Source organism: Propioniciclava sp. LT432, assembly GCF_059515965.1.
On record NZ_JCAKNE010000033.1, the window covers coordinates 28,944 to 45,534 of the forward strand.

General features: G+C 70.0%; 19 protein-coding genes and 1 pseudogene. 12 read left to right on the top strand and 8 right to left on the bottom strand.

Annotated elements, in window-relative coordinates; all coding sequences use genetic code 11:
• The first annotated feature begins 125 nt into the window (after nucleotides 1–125).
• From ahpC to AC5YDV_RS16755, 3 genes are all read left to right on the top strand, one after another.
• Nucleotides 126–686 (top strand): alkyl hydroperoxide reductase subunit C, encoded by a 561-nt coding sequence (gene ahpC, locus AC5YDV_RS16745; protein ID WP_496184699.1) that lies wholly within the window; start codon nucleotides 126–128, stop codon nucleotides 684–686.
• A gap of 175 nt (nucleotides 687–861) precedes the next feature.
• A complete protein-coding gene (gene ahpF / locus AC5YDV_RS16750; RefSeq protein ID WP_496184700.1) occupies nucleotides 862–2,427 on the top strand; it encodes an alkyl hydroperoxide reductase subunit F in 1,566 nt (521 codons plus the stop codon).
• On the top strand, nucleotides 2,424–3,338 hold the full coding sequence (locus tag AC5YDV_RS16755) for a LysR substrate-binding domain-containing protein (RefSeq protein ID WP_496184701.1): 915 nt from the start codon (nucleotides 2,424–2,426) through the stop codon (nucleotides 3,336–3,338). The genes ahpF and AC5YDV_RS16755 overlap by 4 nt, the downstream gene beginning before the upstream one ends.
• Before the next feature lie 37 nt (nucleotides 3,339–3,375).
• Here AC5YDV_RS16755 and AC5YDV_RS16760 read toward each other — a convergent pair whose 3' ends face one another.
• From AC5YDV_RS16760 to AC5YDV_RS16770, 3 genes are all read right to left on the bottom strand, one after another.
• Nucleotides 3,376–4,167, bottom strand: coding sequence for a deoxyribonuclease IV (locus AC5YDV_RS16760; RefSeq protein ID WP_496184702.1), 792 nt, complete (start codon nucleotides 4,165–4,167; stop codon nucleotides 3,376–3,378).
• On the bottom strand, nucleotides 4,164–4,544 hold the full coding sequence (locus tag AC5YDV_RS16765) for an ACT domain-containing protein (protein WP_496184703.1): 381 nt from the start codon (nucleotides 4,542–4,544) through the stop codon (nucleotides 4,164–4,166). Before AC5YDV_RS16765 ends, AC5YDV_RS16760 begins: the two co-directional genes overlap by 4 nt.
• Before the next feature lie 115 nt (nucleotides 4,545–4,659).
• Nucleotides 4,660–5,103 (bottom strand): Hsp20/alpha crystallin family protein, encoded by a 444-nt coding sequence (locus tag AC5YDV_RS16770; RefSeq protein WP_496184704.1) that lies wholly within the window; start codon nucleotides 5,101–5,103, stop codon nucleotides 4,660–4,662.
• A gap of 164 nt (nucleotides 5,104–5,267) precedes the next feature.
• Here AC5YDV_RS16770 and AC5YDV_RS16775 point away from each other — a divergent pair, with 164 nt between their 5' ends.
• The 4 genes from AC5YDV_RS16775 to AC5YDV_RS16790 all read left to right on the top strand — a co-directional run bounded on the left by AC5YDV_RS16775 (nucleotide 5,268) and on the right by AC5YDV_RS16790 (nucleotide 8,913).
• On the top strand, nucleotides 5,268–7,079 hold the full coding sequence (locus tag AC5YDV_RS16775; protein WP_496184705.1) for an AMP-dependent synthetase/ligase: 1,812 nt from the start codon (nucleotides 5,268–5,270) through the stop codon (nucleotides 7,077–7,079).
• Nucleotides 7,080–7,154: 75 nt separating this feature from the next.
• Entirely contained in the window at nucleotides 7,155–7,664 is a 510-nt protein-coding gene (locus AC5YDV_RS16780; protein WP_496184706.1) for an RNA polymerase sigma factor, read from the top strand.
• Complete coding sequence (locus AC5YDV_RS16785) at nucleotides 7,657–8,307, top strand: hypothetical protein (RefSeq protein WP_496184707.1); 651 nt, start codon at nucleotides 7,657–7,659, stop codon at nucleotides 8,305–8,307. The genes AC5YDV_RS16780 and AC5YDV_RS16785 overlap by 8 nt, the downstream gene beginning before the upstream one ends.
• Nucleotides 8,308–8,406: 99 nt before the next feature.
• Nucleotides 8,407–8,913 carry a DUF6328 family protein gene (locus AC5YDV_RS16790; protein ID WP_496184708.1) on the top strand — a complete coding sequence of 169 codons (507 nt, stop codon included), beginning with the start codon at nucleotides 8,407–8,409 and terminating at the stop codon, nucleotides 8,911–8,913.
• 2 nt (nucleotides 8,914–8,915) lie between these two features.
• Here AC5YDV_RS16790 and AC5YDV_RS16795 read toward each other — a convergent pair whose 3' ends face one another.
• Nucleotides 8,916–9,308, bottom strand: a complete 393-nt coding sequence (locus tag AC5YDV_RS16795) for a globin (RefSeq protein WP_496184709.1) — start codon at nucleotides 9,306–9,308, stop codon at nucleotides 8,916–8,918.
• Nucleotides 9,309–9,344: 36 nt separating this feature from the next.
• On the bottom strand, nucleotides 9,345–10,694 hold the full coding sequence (locus AC5YDV_RS16800; RefSeq protein ID WP_496184710.1) for a M20 family metallopeptidase: 1,350 nt from the start codon (nucleotides 10,692–10,694) through the stop codon (nucleotides 9,345–9,347).
• Between the two features lie 171 nt (nucleotides 10,695–10,865).
• On the opposite strand from AC5YDV_RS16800, the gene rpsF reads away from it, so the two are divergent.
• From rpsF to AC5YDV_RS16825, 5 genes and pseudogenes are all read left to right on the top strand, one after another.
• Nucleotides 10,866–11,159, top strand: a complete 294-nt coding sequence (gene rpsF / locus AC5YDV_RS16805; protein WP_496184711.1) for a 30S ribosomal protein S6 — start codon at nucleotides 10,866–10,868, stop codon at nucleotides 11,157–11,159.
• Nucleotides 11,160–11,262: 103 nt separating this feature from the next.
• Entirely contained in the window at nucleotides 11,263–11,814 is a 552-nt protein-coding gene (locus tag AC5YDV_RS16810; RefSeq protein ID WP_496184712.1) for a single-stranded DNA-binding protein, read from the top strand.
• Nucleotides 11,815–11,913: 99 nt separating this feature from the next.
• Entirely contained in the window at nucleotides 11,914–12,150 is a 237-nt protein-coding gene (rpsR, locus tag AC5YDV_RS16815; RefSeq protein WP_496184713.1) for a 30S ribosomal protein S18, read from the top strand.
• 17 nt (nucleotides 12,151–12,167) lie between these two features.
• Entirely contained in the window at nucleotides 12,168–12,614 is a 447-nt protein-coding gene (gene rplI / locus AC5YDV_RS16820) for a 50S ribosomal protein L9 (RefSeq protein WP_496184714.1), read from the top strand.
• A 116-nt stretch (nucleotides 12,615–12,730) separates the two neighbouring features.
• A pseudogene (locus AC5YDV_RS16825) lies at nucleotides 12,731–13,591 on the top strand (DUF4349 domain-containing protein); the annotation flags it as partial.
• Nucleotides 13,592–13,621: 30 nt separating this feature from the next.
• Here AC5YDV_RS16825 and AC5YDV_RS16830 read toward each other — a convergent pair.
• Genes AC5YDV_RS16830 through AC5YDV_RS16840 form a run of 3 tightly spaced genes read right to left on the bottom strand, consistent with a single transcriptional unit; the run spans nucleotide 13,622 to nucleotide 16,347 of the window.
• Entirely contained in the window at nucleotides 13,622–15,031 is a 1,410-nt protein-coding gene (locus tag AC5YDV_RS16830; protein ID WP_496184715.1) for a sodium:proton antiporter, read from the bottom strand.
• 6 nt (nucleotides 15,032–15,037) lie between these two features.
• Complete coding sequence (locus AC5YDV_RS16835) at nucleotides 15,038–15,277, bottom strand: hypothetical protein (RefSeq protein WP_496184716.1); 240 nt, start codon at nucleotides 15,275–15,277, stop codon at nucleotides 15,038–15,040.
• A 14-nt stretch (nucleotides 15,278–15,291) separates the two neighbouring features.
• The gene (locus AC5YDV_RS16840; protein ID WP_496182335.1) at nucleotides 15,292–16,347 is read right to left on the bottom strand and encodes an IS110 family RNA-guided transposase; all 1,056 of its coding nucleotides are present in this window, start codon (nucleotides 16,345–16,347) and stop codon (nucleotides 15,292–15,294) included.
• Nucleotides 16,348–16,591: the final 244 nt, after the last annotated feature.

Below are 16,591 nucleotides of genomic sequence, written 5' to 3' on the forward strand. Positions count from 1 at the left end.
TCACCCGGATTGCACCGCCGTCGACGGATCATTGTTTCGAATCCCACGCTGATAGAGTTTGCCTTTCAGGAAAGCAAGCATGATAGGCTCTGACTATCACCACCACCGAGACGAGAGGCATTCGCATGTCCCTGATCAACACCCGGATCGTCCCGTTCGAGGCCACCGCCTTCAAGAGCGGCGAGTTCGTCGACGTCAACAGCGAGGACCTGGCCGGCAAGTGGGCCATCTTCATGTTCTACCCCGCCGACTTCACGTTCGTGTGCCCGACCGAGCTGTCCGACCTCGCCGACCACTACGAGGAGCTCCAGGGCCTCGGTGTCGAGGTCTTCTCGGTCAGCACCGACACCCACTTCACGCACAAGGCGTGGCACGCCTCCAGCCACGAGGTCGGCAAGGTCCAGTACGCCATGATCGGCGACCCGAACGGCCAGATCAGCCGCAACTTCGAGACCCTGCGCGACTCGGGCCTGGCCGACCGCTCCACCTTCCTGGTCGACCCGGACGGCGTCATCCAGTTCCTGGAGACCACCGCTGAGGGCATCGGTCGCAACGCGGCCGAGCTGGTCCGCAAGGTCCGCGCCGCCCAGTACGTGCGCAACAACCCGGGCGAGGTCTGCCCCGCGGCCTGGGAAGAGGGCGCCGAGACCCTGACCCCGTCGCTCGACCTGGTCGGCAAGATCTGACCCGCTCCCACAGATGCATTTCCGGGTGGCAGATCCCCCTCTGTGGAGGGGGAATCTCCACCCGGAAATGCAGTCGGGGAGCCGTCCTCCCGCACCACACCCCCACCCAGCCTCACCCCCCGCACCCCCCGCACCCCCACTCCACCCAACTCTCGAGCGCAGGAAGAGAACCCGGATGCTTGACGCAACCCTGACTGCACAGCTGAAGCAGTACCTCGAGCTGCTCCGCGAGCCCATCGAGCTCGCCGCGAGCCTCGACGACACGCAGAAGTCCCGCGAGACGCGCGAGTTGCTCGGCGAGATCGCCGCGCTGTCGGACAAGGTCACCGTCACCGAGGAGGCCAACGAGCGGACGCCGTCCTTCGCGATCCGCCGCGTCGGCACCGACATCGCCGTTCGCTTCGCCGGCGTCCCCCTGGGCCACGAGTTCACCTCGCTGGTGCTCGCGTTGCTCCAGGTCGGCGGTCACCCCGTCAAGGTGGACGACGCCACCGCGGCCGCCATCAAGGCGCTGCCGGCTCGCGAGTTCACGACCTACATGTCGCTCACCTGCCAGAACTGCCCGACGGTCGTCCAGGCGCTCAACGCGATGGCCGTCCTGAACCCGGGCATCAAGCACACCATCGTCGAGGGGGGCGCCTTCCAGGACGAGATCGCGGCGCGCAACATCCTCGCCGTCCCGACCGTCTACTCCGAGGGCGAGCCGTTCGCGAGCGGCCGCATGGACATCCCCGACTTCCTCGCCAAGCTCGACACCGGCGCCGAGGCCCGCGTGGCCGAGGACCTCACCCAGCGCGAGCCCTACGAGGTCCTCGTCGTCGGCGGCGGGCCCGCCGGGGCGACCGCGGCGATCTACGCCGCACGCAAGGGCATCCGGACGGCCGTCGCGGCCGAGCGCTTCGGCGGCCAGGTGCTCGACACCATGTCCATCGAGAACTTCGTCTCCGTCCCGCACACGGAGGGCCCCCGCTTCGCCGCGCAGCTCGAGGAGCACGTGGCGCAGCACGAGGACGTCGACATCATCAAGGGCGTCCACGCGACCGGCCTCGACCAGGCGGACGCCGACGGCCTGTTCACCGTCCGGTTCGCCGGCGGCGGCACGCTCAAGGGCCGGTCGGTCATCCTCGCCACCGGAGCGCGGTGGCGCACCATGGGAGTCCCGGGTGAGGAGGAGTACCGCAACAAGGGCGTCACCTTCTGCCCCCACTGCGACGGCCCGCTGTTCAAGGGCAAGCGCGTCGCGGTGATCGGCGGCGGCAACTCCGGCATCGAGGCGGCCATCGACCTGGCCGGCGTCGTGGGCCACGTCACGGTCCTCGAGTTCACCGACCGCCTCGCCGCGGACGACATCCTCATCGCCAAGCTGAAGAGCCTGCCGAACGTGGACGTCATCAAGAGCGCGGCCACGACCGAGGTCGTCGGCGACGGCAAGCAGGTCACCGGGCTGGTCTACACCGACCGGACGACAGGCGAGTCCCACACCTTGGACCTCAACGGCGTGTTCGTCCAGATCGGCCTGCTGCCCAACACCGAGTGGTTGGACGGTGCGGTGAAGCTGAACGGTCGCAAGGAGGTCGTCGTCGACGGCCGTGGCGCCACCTCCCTGCGCGGCGTCTTCGCGGCGGGGGATTGCACGGACGCACCGTTCAAGCAGATCCTGATCGCCATGGGTTCCGGTGCCACCGCGTCGCTCTCGTCCTTCGACCACCTGATCAGGGCGAGCGTGTTGAGGGCCGCGTGAACCTCCGCGACCTCGAGTACCTCGTCGCCGTCGCCGACCACGGCAGCCTGCGCAAGGCTGCCGTGGCCGTCGGGGTGTCGCAGCCGACGCTGTCGGCGCAGCTCAAGAGGCTCGAGGTCGACCTTGGGGCCGACCTGCTCGACCGCAGTTCCGTGCCGCCCCGCCTCACGCCGGTGGGTGAGGACGTCGTCGCCCGCGCCCGACGCCTCCTGCAGGACGCCGACGAGATCCGCGAGGCCGCCCGCCAGCGTCCCGCGGAGGAGGCCAGCACGCTCCGCCTGGGTGTCTTCCCCACGTTGGGGGCGTACCTCCTGCCGACCGTGTTGGCCGGCATCCGGGAGAAGTTCCCGCAGGTCCACCTGCTGCTGACCGAGAAGAAGACGACGTCGCTGGTCCGCCTCCTCGACGAGGGCGCTTTGGACGCCATCGTCGTGGCCCTGCCCGTCGACCGGCCGGACCTCGCGGTACGTCCGCTCTTCCGCGAGGACTTCCTGCTCGTCGTGCCGCCGGATCACGACCTGGCCGGTGAGGGGCCGGTCACGGCCTCCGACGTGCTGGACACGGAGATCATCCTGCTGTCGGACGGGCACTGCCTGGCCGACCAGGTCGCGTCGTGGCTGGCCGTGGTGGGCGGACGCCCGCGCCTCGACTACCGTGCGTCCAGCCTGGAGAGCCTGCGCTCGATGGTCGCCACCGGGGCTGGGGCGACCCTGTTGCCCGCGCTGGCGCTGCGCGACCCCGGCCCCCTGGGGGCCTCGATGGTGGCTCGCCCGGTGACCGACCCCGTACCGAGCCGCGAGCTCGCCCTCGTGTGGCGGCGCGGTTCCACCCGCACGGACCTGCTGCTCGCACTGGCGCAGGCGCTGGTCCCGGCGATGTCACCGCACGTGACGCCGCTGCCCCAGAGCTAGGCCAGGCCTCACGCCCCCGGACCGCACAGCCCCGACCTCACAGCAGGGCGCGCAGCCACTGCACCTGGGCCGCGTGGGATGCGGCATCGCCCGGTGTCTCCAAGATGGTCGCGGTGTCGGCGTCCTTCACGACCTGCGCCAAGAACTCGGGATCGACCAGCCCCTGCCCCAGCACCTCGTGGCGGTCGGCCCCCGAACCCGCCGCGTCGCGGGAGTCGTTCAGGTGGACCAGGTCGATGCGGCCCGTGATCGCCTTGATCGCGTCGACGAGGCCCGACGGGTCGAGCCCGCCCGCGTGGGCGTGGCAGGTGTCGAGGCAGAAGCCGACGTTCTCGAAGCCCTCGGCCTTGCTCAGCGCGTCCCACAGCATGCCGATGCGGTCGAGGTGTCGCGCCATCGCGTTGGCGCCGCCCGCGGTGTTCTCGATGAGGATCGGCACGGTCAGGTCGAGGCCCTCGACCGCCTTGCGCCAGTTGTCGAACCCCACCGCCGGGTCGTCGCCGGCGCCCACGTGGCCGCCGTGGACGATGACGCCCCGCGCGCCGACCTCCGTGGCGAGTTTCACCTGGCGGGCGAGGATCTGGCGCGAGGGGATGCGGATGCGGTTGTTCTTCGTGGCCACGTTGATGACGTACGGCGCGTGGATGTACAGGCCGACGCCGGCGGCCTCGGCGTCCCGCTTCAGCCCGGCAGCACCGTCGGGGTGGTCGACGGCGTGGCCCTTCCACGCCTGGGGGTCGCCGATGAACGTCTGGACGATGCTGAAGCCACCCGCCGCCGCGTGGGCCAGCGGGGCGGAGTCCACGTGGGCGCCGACCTCGAACGTCACTCCAGCCCGCCCAGCACGTCGACGGCCTCGTCCACGGCGTCCATCGGCACGAGCAGGTGGTCGTGGTAGAAGCCGGCGAGCACGTTGCAGGAGATGCCGACGCGCGCCAGCGCGGTGGCGACGGCGGCGGTGATGCCGACGGCCGCCAGGGAGGTGTGTGCCTGGAGGGTGATCCACCCGAAGACGCCCTCGTACTCCAGCCCGTGCGCGTCCGCCACCGCCTGGTCGAGGACCAGGGTGACCCCCTCGTCCTCGACGATGCGGGCATGCGCGTCCACCTCGGGCGGCGTGGGGGCGGTCACGTACACGAAGGAGCCTTGGCGCACGCTGGGGCGCAGCGCGCCGAGGATCTCGTGCAGGTTGGTCAGTCCGGACATGCGAGCAGTCTAGGGAACGGGGCAGACAGTCACGAGGGGCGGCCCGATGGACCGCCCCTCGTGGGGTTGTGGTGCGCCTCGCGGCGCGGTCGTGGTGCGTCAGACCTCGGCTGCGTCAGCCCTCAGCGGGCGCGTCCTCGACGGAGCCCTCGATCTGGGTGGCGTTGTTGGTGTGGCGCACCTCGATCTTGCGGGGCTTGGCGGCCTCGGCGACGGGGATCGTCAGGGTCAGGACGCCGTCGGAGTAGTCGGCGCGGATCTGGTCGGTCGCCAGGCCGCGGCCCAGGGTGAGCTGCCGGGCGAAGGTGCCGGACGCGCGCTCACGGGTGAGCCACTGGGCGTCCTCCTCTGCCGGGGACTTGCGCTCGGCGCGGATGGTCACCGTGGCGCCATCCATGTCGATGTCGATGCTGCTCGGGTCGACGCCGGGCAGGTCGATGCGGGCGACGAAGCTGTCGCCGGTGCGGTAGAGGTCCATGGGCATCGCCACCGACGCCGGGGTGCGGGTGACATCACCCAGGAGGCGGTCGAAGTCGCGGAACGGGTCAAAGCCAGCCATGTCGGTTTCCTTTCGTGTGGTAGTGGCCGGGACGTAGTTGAGTTTAACACACTCAACTCAGGAGTTGAGTAGAGGGGACTCAACCTTCATCATGTGCCCCCGGCCTGCGATCTGTCGGCCAGATGTGGCAAGTTGGAGGCAGTCAACGGACAAGGACGTTCCCCATGGACCACGCACATCTCTCCGTCCGGCTCGCCGAGACGATCGCGAAGCACGGTGCACGCCCGGCGACCCGGATCAAGGCCGGCGACGGCTGGAAGGTTCAGACCTTCCGCGAGCTGGGTGAGCAGGTCTCGACGCTGGCCGCGCACCTCGTGGCGCAGGGCGTCCAGGCGGGCGACCGCGTGTTGCTGCTGTCGAACAACCGGCCCGAGTGGAGCGTCGCCGACTTCGCGCTGCTGTCGGTCCGGGCGGTGCCCGTCCCCATCTACCCGACGAGCACGCCCGAGCAGGTACGCCACATGGCCGCCGATTCCGGCGCCGTGTTCGGCGTGGTCGAGAACGCGACCCTCCTCGACCGCATCGTCCCGGTCTGGGACGAGCTCCCCGGCCTGCGCGGGCTGTGGACGTTCGAGCCCACCGCGTCCGAGGACGGCCGCGTCCGGAACCTCGCCGACGTGCTGGCCGAACCCGTCGACCCGGACGCCGCCGCCGCGGCCACGGCGCGCTTGGAGGAGGCGTCCGCGGACGACCTCGCCTCGATCATCTACACCTCCGGCACCACGGGGGACCCGCGGGGCGCGATGCTCACGCACCGGGCGTTCACGTCCGAACTGGACGCCCTCGACGCCTTCTTCGACATGACCCCCGAGGACACCTCGCTGGCGTTCCTCCCCCTGTCGCACGCGCTCGAGCGCGCGTGGACGTTCAAGGTGTTGACGAAGGGCTGCCTGAACACCTACGTCGCGGACGCCCGCGCCGTCGCCGAGGCGCTCGTCGAGGCCCGGCCGTCCATGTTCGTCTCGGTGCCGCGGTTGTACGAGAAGGTGTTCACGACGGTCCACCAGAAGGTCGCGTCCTCACCGGCGAAGAAGGCGATCTTCCGCTGGGCGATGAGCGTCGGCGCGCAGTCGCAGCACGCGTACCGCAAGGGACGCCGCCCCTCGGCCGCCCTCCTGGCGCAGCTGCCGATCGCGGACAGGCTCGTGTTCAAGGCGGTCCGTGACGCGCTGGGTGGCCCCAAGACGGTGATGGCCTGCGGCGGAGCGCCGCTGCGCAAGGAGATCGAGGAGTTCTTCTCCGCGGCCGGCATGCTGCTGTGCCAGGGCTACGGCCTCACCGAGGCGGCCCCGCTCGTGTCGTTCAACGCCCCCGCGGCCTTCAAGTTCGGGACCGCCGGGCGCGTGCTCGAGGGCGGTGAGATCAAGATCGCCGACGAGGGCGAGATCTGCTTCCGGGGGCCCAACGTGATGAAGGGGTACTGGAACAACCCCGAGGCGACCGCCGCCGCGATCGACGCCGAGGGCTGGCTGCACACGGGAGACGTCGGCTACGTGGACACGGACGGCTATCTGGTCATCACCGACCGCATCAAGGACATCATCGTCACCTCGGGCGGCAAGAACATCGCCCCGGCCCCGATCGAGGGCATGATCCTGGCCGACCCGCTCTTCGAGCACGCGGTCGTGCTGGGCAACAACCGTCCGTTCGTGACGCTGCTCGTGCGGCCCTCGCTGCCGCACCTGGAGGAACTCGCCGCCCAACTGCAGGTGAAGTTCGGCGACGTGCGCGAGCTGCCGACCCGGCCCGAGATCGAGGAGGAGATCCGGCGTCGCGTCGAGGCGCTGACCGAGCGGTTGCCGAGCCAGGAGAAGATCAAGGACTTCCGGGTGATGCTGGAGGAGTTCACCATGGACAACGGGCTCCTCACCCCGACGCTGAAGGTCAAGCGCCGTCAGGTCGAGGAGCGCTTCCATGCGCTCATCGAGGACATGTACGCGAAGGTCCAGGAGCGGCGCCGGCACCGCGACGACTGACGTCCCGGCCCGCGGTGCAACGCCGCAGGTCCCTCGTTCGTGGATGATGGTGTGACCCTGCTTGAGGAGAGGCCCGTGACGGACGCGGTCGAGGGGGTGCGCACGTTCGAGCAGTACGTGCGTGAACGCTCCGTCGCGCTCCAACGGTTCGCGTACCTCGTCACCCGCCACCCCGAGGACGCCCGGGACGCCGTCCAGGACGCCCTCGTGGGGCTCTGGCCGCGCTTCGACGAGGTCCAGGCGCGAGGGGACGTGGACGCGTACGTCCACCGGTCGATCGTCAACGCGTCCGTGTCGCGGTGGCGCAAGAACCATCGGATGGTCCCGGTGGAGGCGCCCGAGGGCCTGCCGACGGCCGCGGCGTCCGGTTTCGAGGAGGAACTGGCCGACGCGGACGCCGCGTGGCGGCTCTGCGCCACCCTCTCGCCCGACCAGCGTGCCGCCGTGGTGCTGCGGTTCTGGTCGGACCTCAGCTTCGCCGAGATCGCCGACGTGCTCGACTGCGCCGAGGCCACCGCCCGCAGCCATGTGCACCGGGCGCTGATCCGGCTCCGCACGCGGATGGTGGAGGACTCCGATGAGTGACCACGAGCGCGCCGAGCGCGCCTTCACCGTGGCGTTCGCCGAGCACGCGGACGACCACGCCTTCGCGCCGCTGGATCCCGACGTGCTGGCGAGGCAGGCGCGCGACGAGGCGGACGAGTCCGGGTCCGGCGCTGGTGGGCGCCGGAGCCGTGGGTGGGTCGGGCTCGTGGCCGCCGCCGCGGTCCTGGTGGTGGCGGTTCCGCTGGGCGGGGTGTGGCTCGCCCAACGCGGGGGAGTGGACGCGACCTCAGCGGCGGCGCCGGAAGCGGCACCGGCCCCCGCCCGTGACAACCAGGTGGACGCCGCGGCCGGCGGCACGGCGGCGTCCGGGCCTGGGGTGGACCCGCTGGGCTGCCCGGCCCAGCTCGGTGACGGCTTCTCCGCCGCACCCAGGACGGAATCCGCCCCGGTGTCCGAGGTGGTGGTGTGCCAGTACGGAACCCAAGGGCAGGAACTCCTCGGGTCGTCCGTGCTGACGGGGGCGGACGCCCAACGCGTCCTGGAGGCGGTGCAGGGTGCGGGCGTGACGAAACGCTTCGCGTTGACCTGCGCCCCGGACACCGAGCAGGTGCTGCTGCGGTTCGACGGGGGCGTCCGGGAGGTGCGCGTGGCCGGTGCGGACGCCGCTGCGCTGTGCGGCTGAGGACTGCCGTTGGAGCCCACTGCCTCCCACCGTGGCCGGGCGCTAGTCTTCTCCAAACGCGGCCGGACCGCGGCCGCCCGACCCGGAGGAGGTTCGGCCATGACCCAGGACGCCAGTGCGGAGCCGCAGGGTGACGCCCCGGACGCCGAGCGCCTGACCCGGAACTGGGACGAACTCCTCCAGGAGATCCGGGTGACGCAGACGGGCGTGCAGATCCTGACGGGCTTCCTGCTGATGGTGCCGTTCTCCGAGGGCTTCCTGCGGCTCAATGACCAGCAACGTCAGGTCTACCTCCTGGTGCTCGCCGGGTCGATCCTGACGACCGCCCTCGCCATGACCCCCGTGGCCCTGCACCGGACGCTCTTCCGGCAGAGGCGACGCCAGCTGCTGGTGGACGTCGGGCAGGCCTGCTCCACCGCCGCCCTCGCGACGCTCGCGGTGACCATCGCCGGGGTGGCGCTGCTCGCCGTGGAGGTGGTGCTGGGGCAGCGGTACGGAGGGACGGCGTTCGGGGTCACCGTCGCCGTGTTCGTGGTGCTCTGGTTCGTGCTGGGTCCGGTGCTCGACCGCGTGGACCCGCGACCGCGCCTCCCGCCGCCCGACTAGGGTCAGCGCGCCTCGGGATCGTCAAAGGCGTTGACCATGAACTGCGCGGCACGGACGAGGTACTCGCGGAGTTCGGCGTCCTCGGCCTCGGGGAGGTCGAGCGTGTCCACGGCCCCCAGCATGTGGTGCAGCCAACGGTCGCGCTGGGTCGGGGTCACGACGAAGGGCGCGTGGCGCATGCGCAGCCGCGGGTGCCCACGGGTGTCGCCGTACGTCTTCGGCCCGCCCCAGTACTGCTCGAGGAACAGGCGCAGCCGGTCGGCGGCCGGCCCGAGGTCCTCCTCGGGATACAGGGCGCGCAGCGGCGGGTCGTTCGCCACGCCCTCGTAGAAGCGGTCCACCAGGGCGCGGAACGTCGGCTCCCCGCCGACGCGATCGTAGAAGCTCTCGGTCACCCCGCCATGGTGCCAGCCGCCCCGCGGTGCGCTGCATCAGGACGACTGGGCGAACAACCTCTCCGGATCGATGGCGCCACCCGCTGCCTCGAAGTCGTCGCGGACGGCTTGGGCGAGCGCATCGTCGACCAGGAAGTCCAGGGCCGTGGCAGCCAGGCCGTAGCCACCGTCCGCGATGGCGTCGAGGGCCGGCTTCGAACCGGCGGCCTCGGCGAAGCCGCGCGTGTGCAGGGCGACTCCTTCGTCGGCGATCTTCAACAGCGGGTGGATCCCGGGGACGCGCATGCTCACGTTCCCGAAGTCGGTGGAGGCGGCGATCGTCTCGGGGACGACGCCCAGGGGGAGCGCACGGCGTCCCCGCTGGGCCTGCGCGACCGCCCAGCGCGCGGTGAGCGGCTGGTTGCTGCGGACGGGCAGGGACGGCGGGTGCTGGTCCCACTCGATGTGGACGCCGACGCCGGCCATCAGCGCGGCGCCCTGCGCGATCGCGGTCACCCGCTCGGACAGGTCCACCAGCGTGGGGGCGTACTTGGAGCGGACGTAGAGGTCCACCACGGACTTCTCCGGGATGATGGACGCCCGCGTCCCGCCCTCGCTGATCACGGCGTGGATCCGGTCGACCGGGATCATCTGCTGCCGCAGCAGGCCCATGCCAGTGTACATCAGGGTGGCGGCGTCCAGCGCGTTGCGTCCCATGAACGGCTCCGCGGACGCGTGTGCCGGGCGGCCCGTGAAGGTCACCCTGCAGGTGCGGCGTCCGAGCCAGACCTGGTCGGCGGCGTCCTGGCCGTAGGGGTGCAGCATGATCGCCGCGTCCAGGCCGTCGAAGGCGCCCGCGCGGGCCATGTACTCCTTGCCGGTGTGGCCCTCCTCGGCGGGCGTGCCGAGCAGGACGACGCGGCCGTCGAACGCGTCGGGGTCGGCCTGCGCGAGGCGGTGCAGCGCGAGGAACGCGCCGACGCCGGTCGCGCAGATGATGTTGTGGCCGCAGGCGTGGCCGATGTCGGGCAGGGCGTCGTACTCGGCGAGGATCGCGATCGTGCGGCCGCCGTTGCCGGCCGTGAACTCGGCGCGCAGCGCGGTCTCCAGCCCGTGGACGCCGACGGTCGCCGCGACGCCCTCGGACGCCAGGAGGTCGGCGACCCGCTGGGCGGACCGGACCTCCGCGAAGGCCGTCTCGGGATCGGCGTGCAGCGCCAGGGCCAACTCGATCAGCGCCGGGTGCAACGCCTCGATCGCCCCGGCGACCGCGGCATGGAGTTCGTCGGACCCCCCGGCGAACCCGGAGGTGATCTCCGGCGCCGATGCGAGCCGTTCGAGGGTGTCGAGCGCCATCCTCTCCGAGAAGTAGGACGAGGGCAGCGTGGGTCCGGACAGGTCAGGCACCTGCCCGAGGTTAATCGGACGACCACTGATGGGGAGGGATTTCATCAGCCGGTGCGACCTCCGTTAGACTGGCCCTTCGGTGTGCGTCCGTTGCGCGCCGATTGCATGAGAACCCTCCTGCCCCGGGAGATACCCGTGGCCGTCAAGACCAGAGGAGGTGGGGACACCAACATGCGCAACTACGAGATCATGGTGATCGTGAGCCCCGACGTGGACGACCGTCAGGTCGCCGCCGTCGTGGAGAAGCCGCTGGAGGCCTTCAAGGCCGCCGGTGGCACCGTCGAGAACATCGACCACTGGGGCCGTCGTCGGCTCGCCTACGACATCCAGAAGAAGTCCGAGGGCATCTACGCGGTGCTCAACGTGACCGCTGAGCCGGATGTCGTCAAGGAGCTCGACCGCCAGTACACGCTGAACGAGCAGATCATGCGGACGAAGGTCATCCGCCCCGACCTGCACAAGTGAGCCGTCCCCAGATTTCGGGCCGACACTTCCAAAGTGTCAGTGCGGCCTGAGAGGCTGGGAGACGAACTCATCCACCACGTCCGACTGAATCGGAGACTTCCACATGGCAGGCGAAACCAACATCACGCTCGTGGGCAACCTGACGGCTGACCCCGAGCTCCGCTTCACCCCGTCCGGGGCACCGGTGGCCAACTTCACCGTCGCCTCGACCCCCCGCACCTTCGACCGGGCAACCGGCGAGTGGAAGGACGGGGACGCCATGTTCCTCAACTGCTCGATCTGGCGCCAGCCCGCTGAAAACGTGGCTGAGTCGCTGACCAAGGGCATGCGCGTCATCGTGCAGGGCCGGCTGCGGAGCCGCTCCTACGAGACGCGCGAGGGCGAGCGCCGCACGGTGTTCGAGGTCGACGTCGACGAGGTCGGTCCCTCCCTGCGTTACGCGACCGCCAAGATCACCCGCACGTCGGGTGGCGGTGGCGGCAACTGGAACAACGCCCCCCAGGGCGGCGGTTCCGGTGGCGGCGACCAGTGGTCGTCCAACCAGGGTCAGGGTGGCGGCGGCAACGGCGGAGGCAGCTATGGCGGCGGGAGCCGTCCGCAGCAGCCGGTCAACGACCCCTGGGCCACGGCCCAGAACGACGACCCGCCGTTCTGACCGACCGCCCGGCTCCTGTGAGAACAGGGCCCGGCACCACCACCCGTCCACCAACACGTCATTCCGGCACCTGCCGGGCTCACGAGAGAGAGCACCACAATGGCCTCACAGCGCAAGCCTGTGAACAAGAAGAAGATCGCTCCGGCGAAGTCCATCAAGATCGGCAACATCGACTACAAGGACACCGCGACCCTGCGGAAGTTCATCTCCGAGCGTGGAAAGATCCGCGCCCGTCGTGTCACCGGTCTGTCCGTCCAGGAGCAGCGCAAGGTCGCCATCGCGATCAAGAACGCCCGCGAGGTCGCGCTGCTGCCCTACGCGTCCACCGCCCGCTGAGAAAGGAAGACGAACAGATGAAGCTCATCCTGACTGCTGCCGTCGCTCCCCTCGGCATCGCCGGTGACATCGTCGAGGTCAAGGACGGCTACGGCCGCAACTACCTCCTGCCCCGCGGCTACGCGATCAAGTGGACCCGCGGTGCGGAGAAGCAGATCGAGGGCATCAACCGCGCCCGCGAGGCCCGGACCGTCCGCGACAACGCCCACGCCGTCGAGCTGCGCACGCAGCTGGAGGGTCTGACCGTCGAGGTTCCGGCTCGTGCCGGTGGCGAGGGTCGCCTGTTCGGTGCCGTCACCGCCGCCGACATCGCGGCCGCCATCAAGAAGGCCGGCGGTCCGTCCGTCGACAAGCGATCGGTCCAGATCGCCAAGCCGATCAAGACCGTCGGCGAGCACAAGGTCGGCGTGAAGCTGACCGACGCCGTCGTCGCGCACGTCCCGGTGCAGGTCGTCGCCGCCTGACGCCTGCCTCCTGGCCCAACCGGCCGGTCCCCTGGGGGCCGGCCGGTTTCGCGTCCCGTGACAAGACCGTGTCCGCGTGCCCGCAACGCGACGCCCGACCCCGGCGTGGAACCGGTATGGGTACCAACCGAACCACCTCGCGCACGGTGCGTTTCGCGGCGCTGGTCGCCAGCGCCGTCCTCCTCGCCGGCTGTACGGCCGGTGGGACGTCCATCGGCGGCGCCACCGAGCCCGGCATCGCACCCGCACCCGTCCCCGGGCAGCCAGTGGGGGGCGCCACGGACAGGGACAGCCTTCCGGCCGACGCGTCCGGGGGGAAGGGCACGGAGTCCTTCACGAACCCGACCGGACGTCAGATCGCCCGCACGGCGTCCCTCACGCTCGTCGTCGCGGACGTCCGGGGCACGGCGGATCGCATCCGTGGCGTCGCCGAGGCCCTGGACGGCTGGGTGGCCCACGAGTCACTGCAGTTGGAGGCCGGGGAGCTCGCTGACCGCATCATGCCCGCGGGGTCCTGGCTGACCATCTCGGTCCCTGCTTCCCGCCTCGACGAGGCCACCGACCAGATCGCGGCGTTCGGCACCGTCCGCAACCGGGGCGCGTCCGCGGAGGACCTCACCGACCTCGTCGTTGACGTCGACGTCAGGATCCGGTCGCTCGAGGCGTCCGTCGCCCGTCTGCAGGAGTTGGTCGGCCGGGCGGGCAGCGTGGCAGACATCGCCGCGGTCGAACGGGAACTCGCGAGCCGACAGGCCGAACTGGAGTCCTTGAAGTCGCAGCGGCTGCGTCTGGCCGGGGCGGTCGAGCGAGCGACGCTGACGGTCTCCCTTCTGACCCCCACGGAATCCACCACGACCAACCCGCTCCAGACCGGGTGGGCTCGCGGGTGGGCCGCCTTCCTCGAGTCGGTGGCGACCCTCATCACCGTCATCGGCGCCGTGCTGCCCTTCGTCCTCGTCCTGGCGCTGGTGGCCCTGCCGCTGGTGTGGTGGTGGCGCCGCCGCGCCTCAGCGCGTGACGGACGCCACGGGCGTGCGCGAGGTGCGGGCCACGAGGACCGCCCGCGCGAGGATGCCCGCGGCGAGGGCGATGCCCAGCACGTTCCAGAGGACGCCGTCGACGATGAAGATGAGCGCCATGGCAGCCAGGACGGGGACGAGGTGGCGAAGTGACCACCCCAGGTACCCACCGAAGGTCGGCATCGAGACGCCCGCCCCGTCCGCCACGGCCTTGACCATGAAGTTGGGACCGTTCCCGATGTAGGTGACGGCGCCGCACAGCACGGATCCGAGGGAGATCGACACCAGGTAGGCCTCGGGGACGCCGGGCGCGAGCCCGATGCGCGGGTCACCGGGCAGTTGGGAGGCCATCTCGAAGAACGTCGCGTACGTGGGGGCGTTGTCCAGGAAGGCCGACAGGCCGCCCGTGAACACGAACAGCGTGACCTCGTTGAGCGGCAACCTCGGAGCGGCCTGTCCGAGGAAGTTGAGCGCCGGGATCATCGCCAGGAAGATGCCGATGAACAGCGCGGCGACCTCGAGGATCGGGCTCCAGGAGAACTGATTGTTGACGAAGCGCACCTCGCGGTTGCCCACCCAGTACGACAGCGCCGCGGCACCCAGGAACATGAGTTCACGCCACGGGACTGACTGCACCCAGGTGGCGTGCCCGGTCTCGAGCGCGTGGAGATCCAGCGAGGGGACGAACGCGACGGCCGCGATCACCATCGCGAAGAACAGGAACTGCACCTTGCCGATGATGCGCAGCGGCGATTGCTCGATGTCGTCCCACGCGATGTCCGTGAGATCCTCGCGGGCATACGCACGGCGGTCCAGGCCGAAGTAGGTGGCCAGCAGCAGGACGTTCACGAGCAGCCACATCGGCCACAGGGAGAAGGTCCACTCGAACGGCACTCCCCGGAGGAAGCCCAGGAACAGGGGCGGATCGCCCAGCGGCGTCAACAGGCCACCACAGTTGGCCACGATGAAGATCGCGAACACGACGGTGTGGACGCGGTACTTGCGCTCGCTGTTGGTGTTCAACAGGGGCCGGATGAGGAGCATGGCGGCGCCGGTCGTCCCGACGAAGGACGCGATCAGGCCACCTATGGCCAGGAAGATCGTGTTGTTGCGCGGGGTCGCGCGGATGTCGCCGGCGAGGAAGATCCCGCCTGACACGACGAACAGCGCGAAGAGCAGGCAGATGAACTGCACGTACTCCCACAGGGCGTGGGTGACCTCACCACCGTGGCCGGCGAGGACGAACCAAGTGGCGACGGGGAGCCCGCACGCCAAGGCGACCACCAGCTTGGTGGCGTTGCGCTCCCAGGCGTGGGCCGTCGCCGGGACGAGGGGAAGGATCGCGATCGCGAGCAGCAACGCGACGAACGGGATGATGCTCCACCATTCGACCTGCAACGAAACTCAGCCCTCTCGGGACGGGGTGGCCGCCCCGAAGGTGAAGCCGGCGATCGTGCTGCCGGGGGTCACGAACGGGGTCGTGTGGCGCTTCTCGGCGTCCTCGGCCCGCGCATCGCCGTCATCGTGCTGGGGTGTGGCGGGGGCTCCGGGCTCGGCCGGACGCACGGGGGCGCCCAAGGCTGCGATCAGTGCCTTGTCCAGTTCGTCGCGCACCTCGACGCGGTGCTTGCGTGTCTCCGCCATGCGTTTCTCCTATGTCAAGCGGCTGCCGGGATGCAGGTCCCGAGGGTCGCTTCGTGGTCGGTCTTCAGGGTGTTGTAGACGATGCGGGCGAGGCGTCGTTTGAGGCAGCGCAGGGCTTCGGGGGTGGACATGCCCTCGGCCTTCTTCCGTTCGTAGTACACCTTCCCGAGGCCGCCTGCCAGCCGGATCTGGGTGAGGGCGATCCGATGGATCGCCACGTTCAGCTGCCGGTTGCCGGACCTGGTCAACCGGACCCGTCCTTCGGTCCGGCCAGACCACACCGGGATCGGTGCGATCCCGGCATGCCGGGCGAACTTGGCCTCGGTCGCGAACCGCGTGACACCTGCTGTCTCGCCGACCAGCTTGGCCGCGGTCAACACCCCGCAGCCAGGCATGGCCACCAACGAAGGGGCCACCCTGACCACCGAGGCGGCAATCCTGCGCTCCAGCTCGTTGACCCGACGCGTGAGCGCAACGACGTCGTCGAGCTCCGCCAAGGCCAACTCGGCCACGATCCCCGGCAAACCCACCAGCCACCCACGCAAGGCCTGTTGGGTGGCCTGACGGTCAAGCGACCGGGGCGCCGGCACACGCTCGGGGTCGAGTTCATGGATCCGCCACAACAAGCTGTTGATGATCCTGGTCCTGGTCGACACCAACGATTCCCGGTAGTCAACCAGCAGTTTCAACTCCCGTGACCCCTCATCGTGCGACGCAACCGGCAGATCGGGTTCCCGCAAGAACGCCCGCGCCACCGCCAACGCGTCGATCGGATCAGACTTCCCCCGCGTCCGTGCGACCCGACGCTGCTCGGCCATCATCTTCGGCGGCACCCGCACCACCTTCTGCCCGACCGTGAGCAGGTCACGTTCCAAGCGGGCCGACAGGTGCCGGCAGTCCTCGATGGCCCACACCAACTCGGCCCCGAACTCGCCGGTGGCCCAGGCCCACGCCTTCGCGTGCCCCTCGCTGGTCGCTTTCACCGTGAACTGGCCCAGCTTGCGGCCGACCTCGTCGACCGCAACGAACGTGTGGGCCTGCTTGTGAACATCCACACCAACGACAACCATGGTGGTTGCCTCCTTTCACCTGATCAGTGGAGGACGGTCGGAACCGGTCGGCGGACACATCTCAGTGGGGGCGATGCCACGCTCCTATCAAGTCACGCCGGCCGGTTCCTTCCCACCAGCCGACGGCAAAACGCATGGACGCCACATCCCCACAAAAAGGACTCCCGGCACGAAGCCTAAGAACCAGCCGACTGATGGTCAGGATCCAACCACCGCAACCGCGGTACCACCACCCTGACACTGA

Coding starts and splice junctions, on each gene's coding strand:
- ahpC (WP_496184699.1), top strand. CDS start 126: ATGTCCCTGATCAACACCCGGATCGTCCCGTTCGAGGCCACCGCCTTC.
- ahpF (WP_496184700.1), top strand. CDS start 862: ATGCTTGACGCAACCCTGACTGCACAGCTGAAGCAGTACCTCGAGCTG.
- AC5YDV_RS16765 (WP_496184703.1), bottom strand. CDS start 4,544: ATGTCCGGACTGACCAACCTGCACGAGATCCTCGGCGCGCTGCGCCCC.
- AC5YDV_RS16770 (WP_496184704.1), bottom strand. CDS start 5,103: ATGGCTGGCTTTGACCCGTTCCGCGACTTCGACCGCCTCCTGGGTGAT.
- AC5YDV_RS16775 (WP_496184705.1), top strand. CDS start 5,268: ATGGACCACGCACATCTCTCCGTCCGGCTCGCCGAGACGATCGCGAAG.
- AC5YDV_RS16785 (WP_496184707.1), top strand. CDS start 7,657: ATGAGTGACCACGAGCGCGCCGAGCGCGCCTTCACCGTGGCGTTCGCC.
- AC5YDV_RS16790 (WP_496184708.1), top strand. CDS start 8,407: ATGACCCAGGACGCCAGTGCGGAGCCGCAGGGTGACGCCCCGGACGCC.
- rpsF (WP_496184711.1), top strand. CDS start 10,866: ATGCGCAACTACGAGATCATGGTGATCGTGAGCCCCGACGTGGACGAC.
- AC5YDV_RS16810 (WP_496184712.1), top strand. CDS start 11,263: ATGGCAGGCGAAACCAACATCACGCTCGTGGGCAACCTGACGGCTGAC.
- rpsR (WP_496184713.1), top strand. CDS start 11,914: ATGGCCTCACAGCGCAAGCCTGTGAACAAGAAGAAGATCGCTCCGGCG.
- rplI (WP_496184714.1), top strand. CDS start 12,168: ATGAAGCTCATCCTGACTGCTGCCGTCGCTCCCCTCGGCATCGCCGGT.
- AC5YDV_RS16835 (WP_496184716.1), bottom strand. CDS start 15,277: ATGGCGGAGACACGCAAGCACCGCGTCGAGGTGCGCGACGAACTGGAC.
- AC5YDV_RS16840 (WP_496182335.1), bottom strand. CDS start 16,347: ATGGTTGTCGTTGGTGTGGATGTTCACAAGCAGGCCCACACGTTCGTT.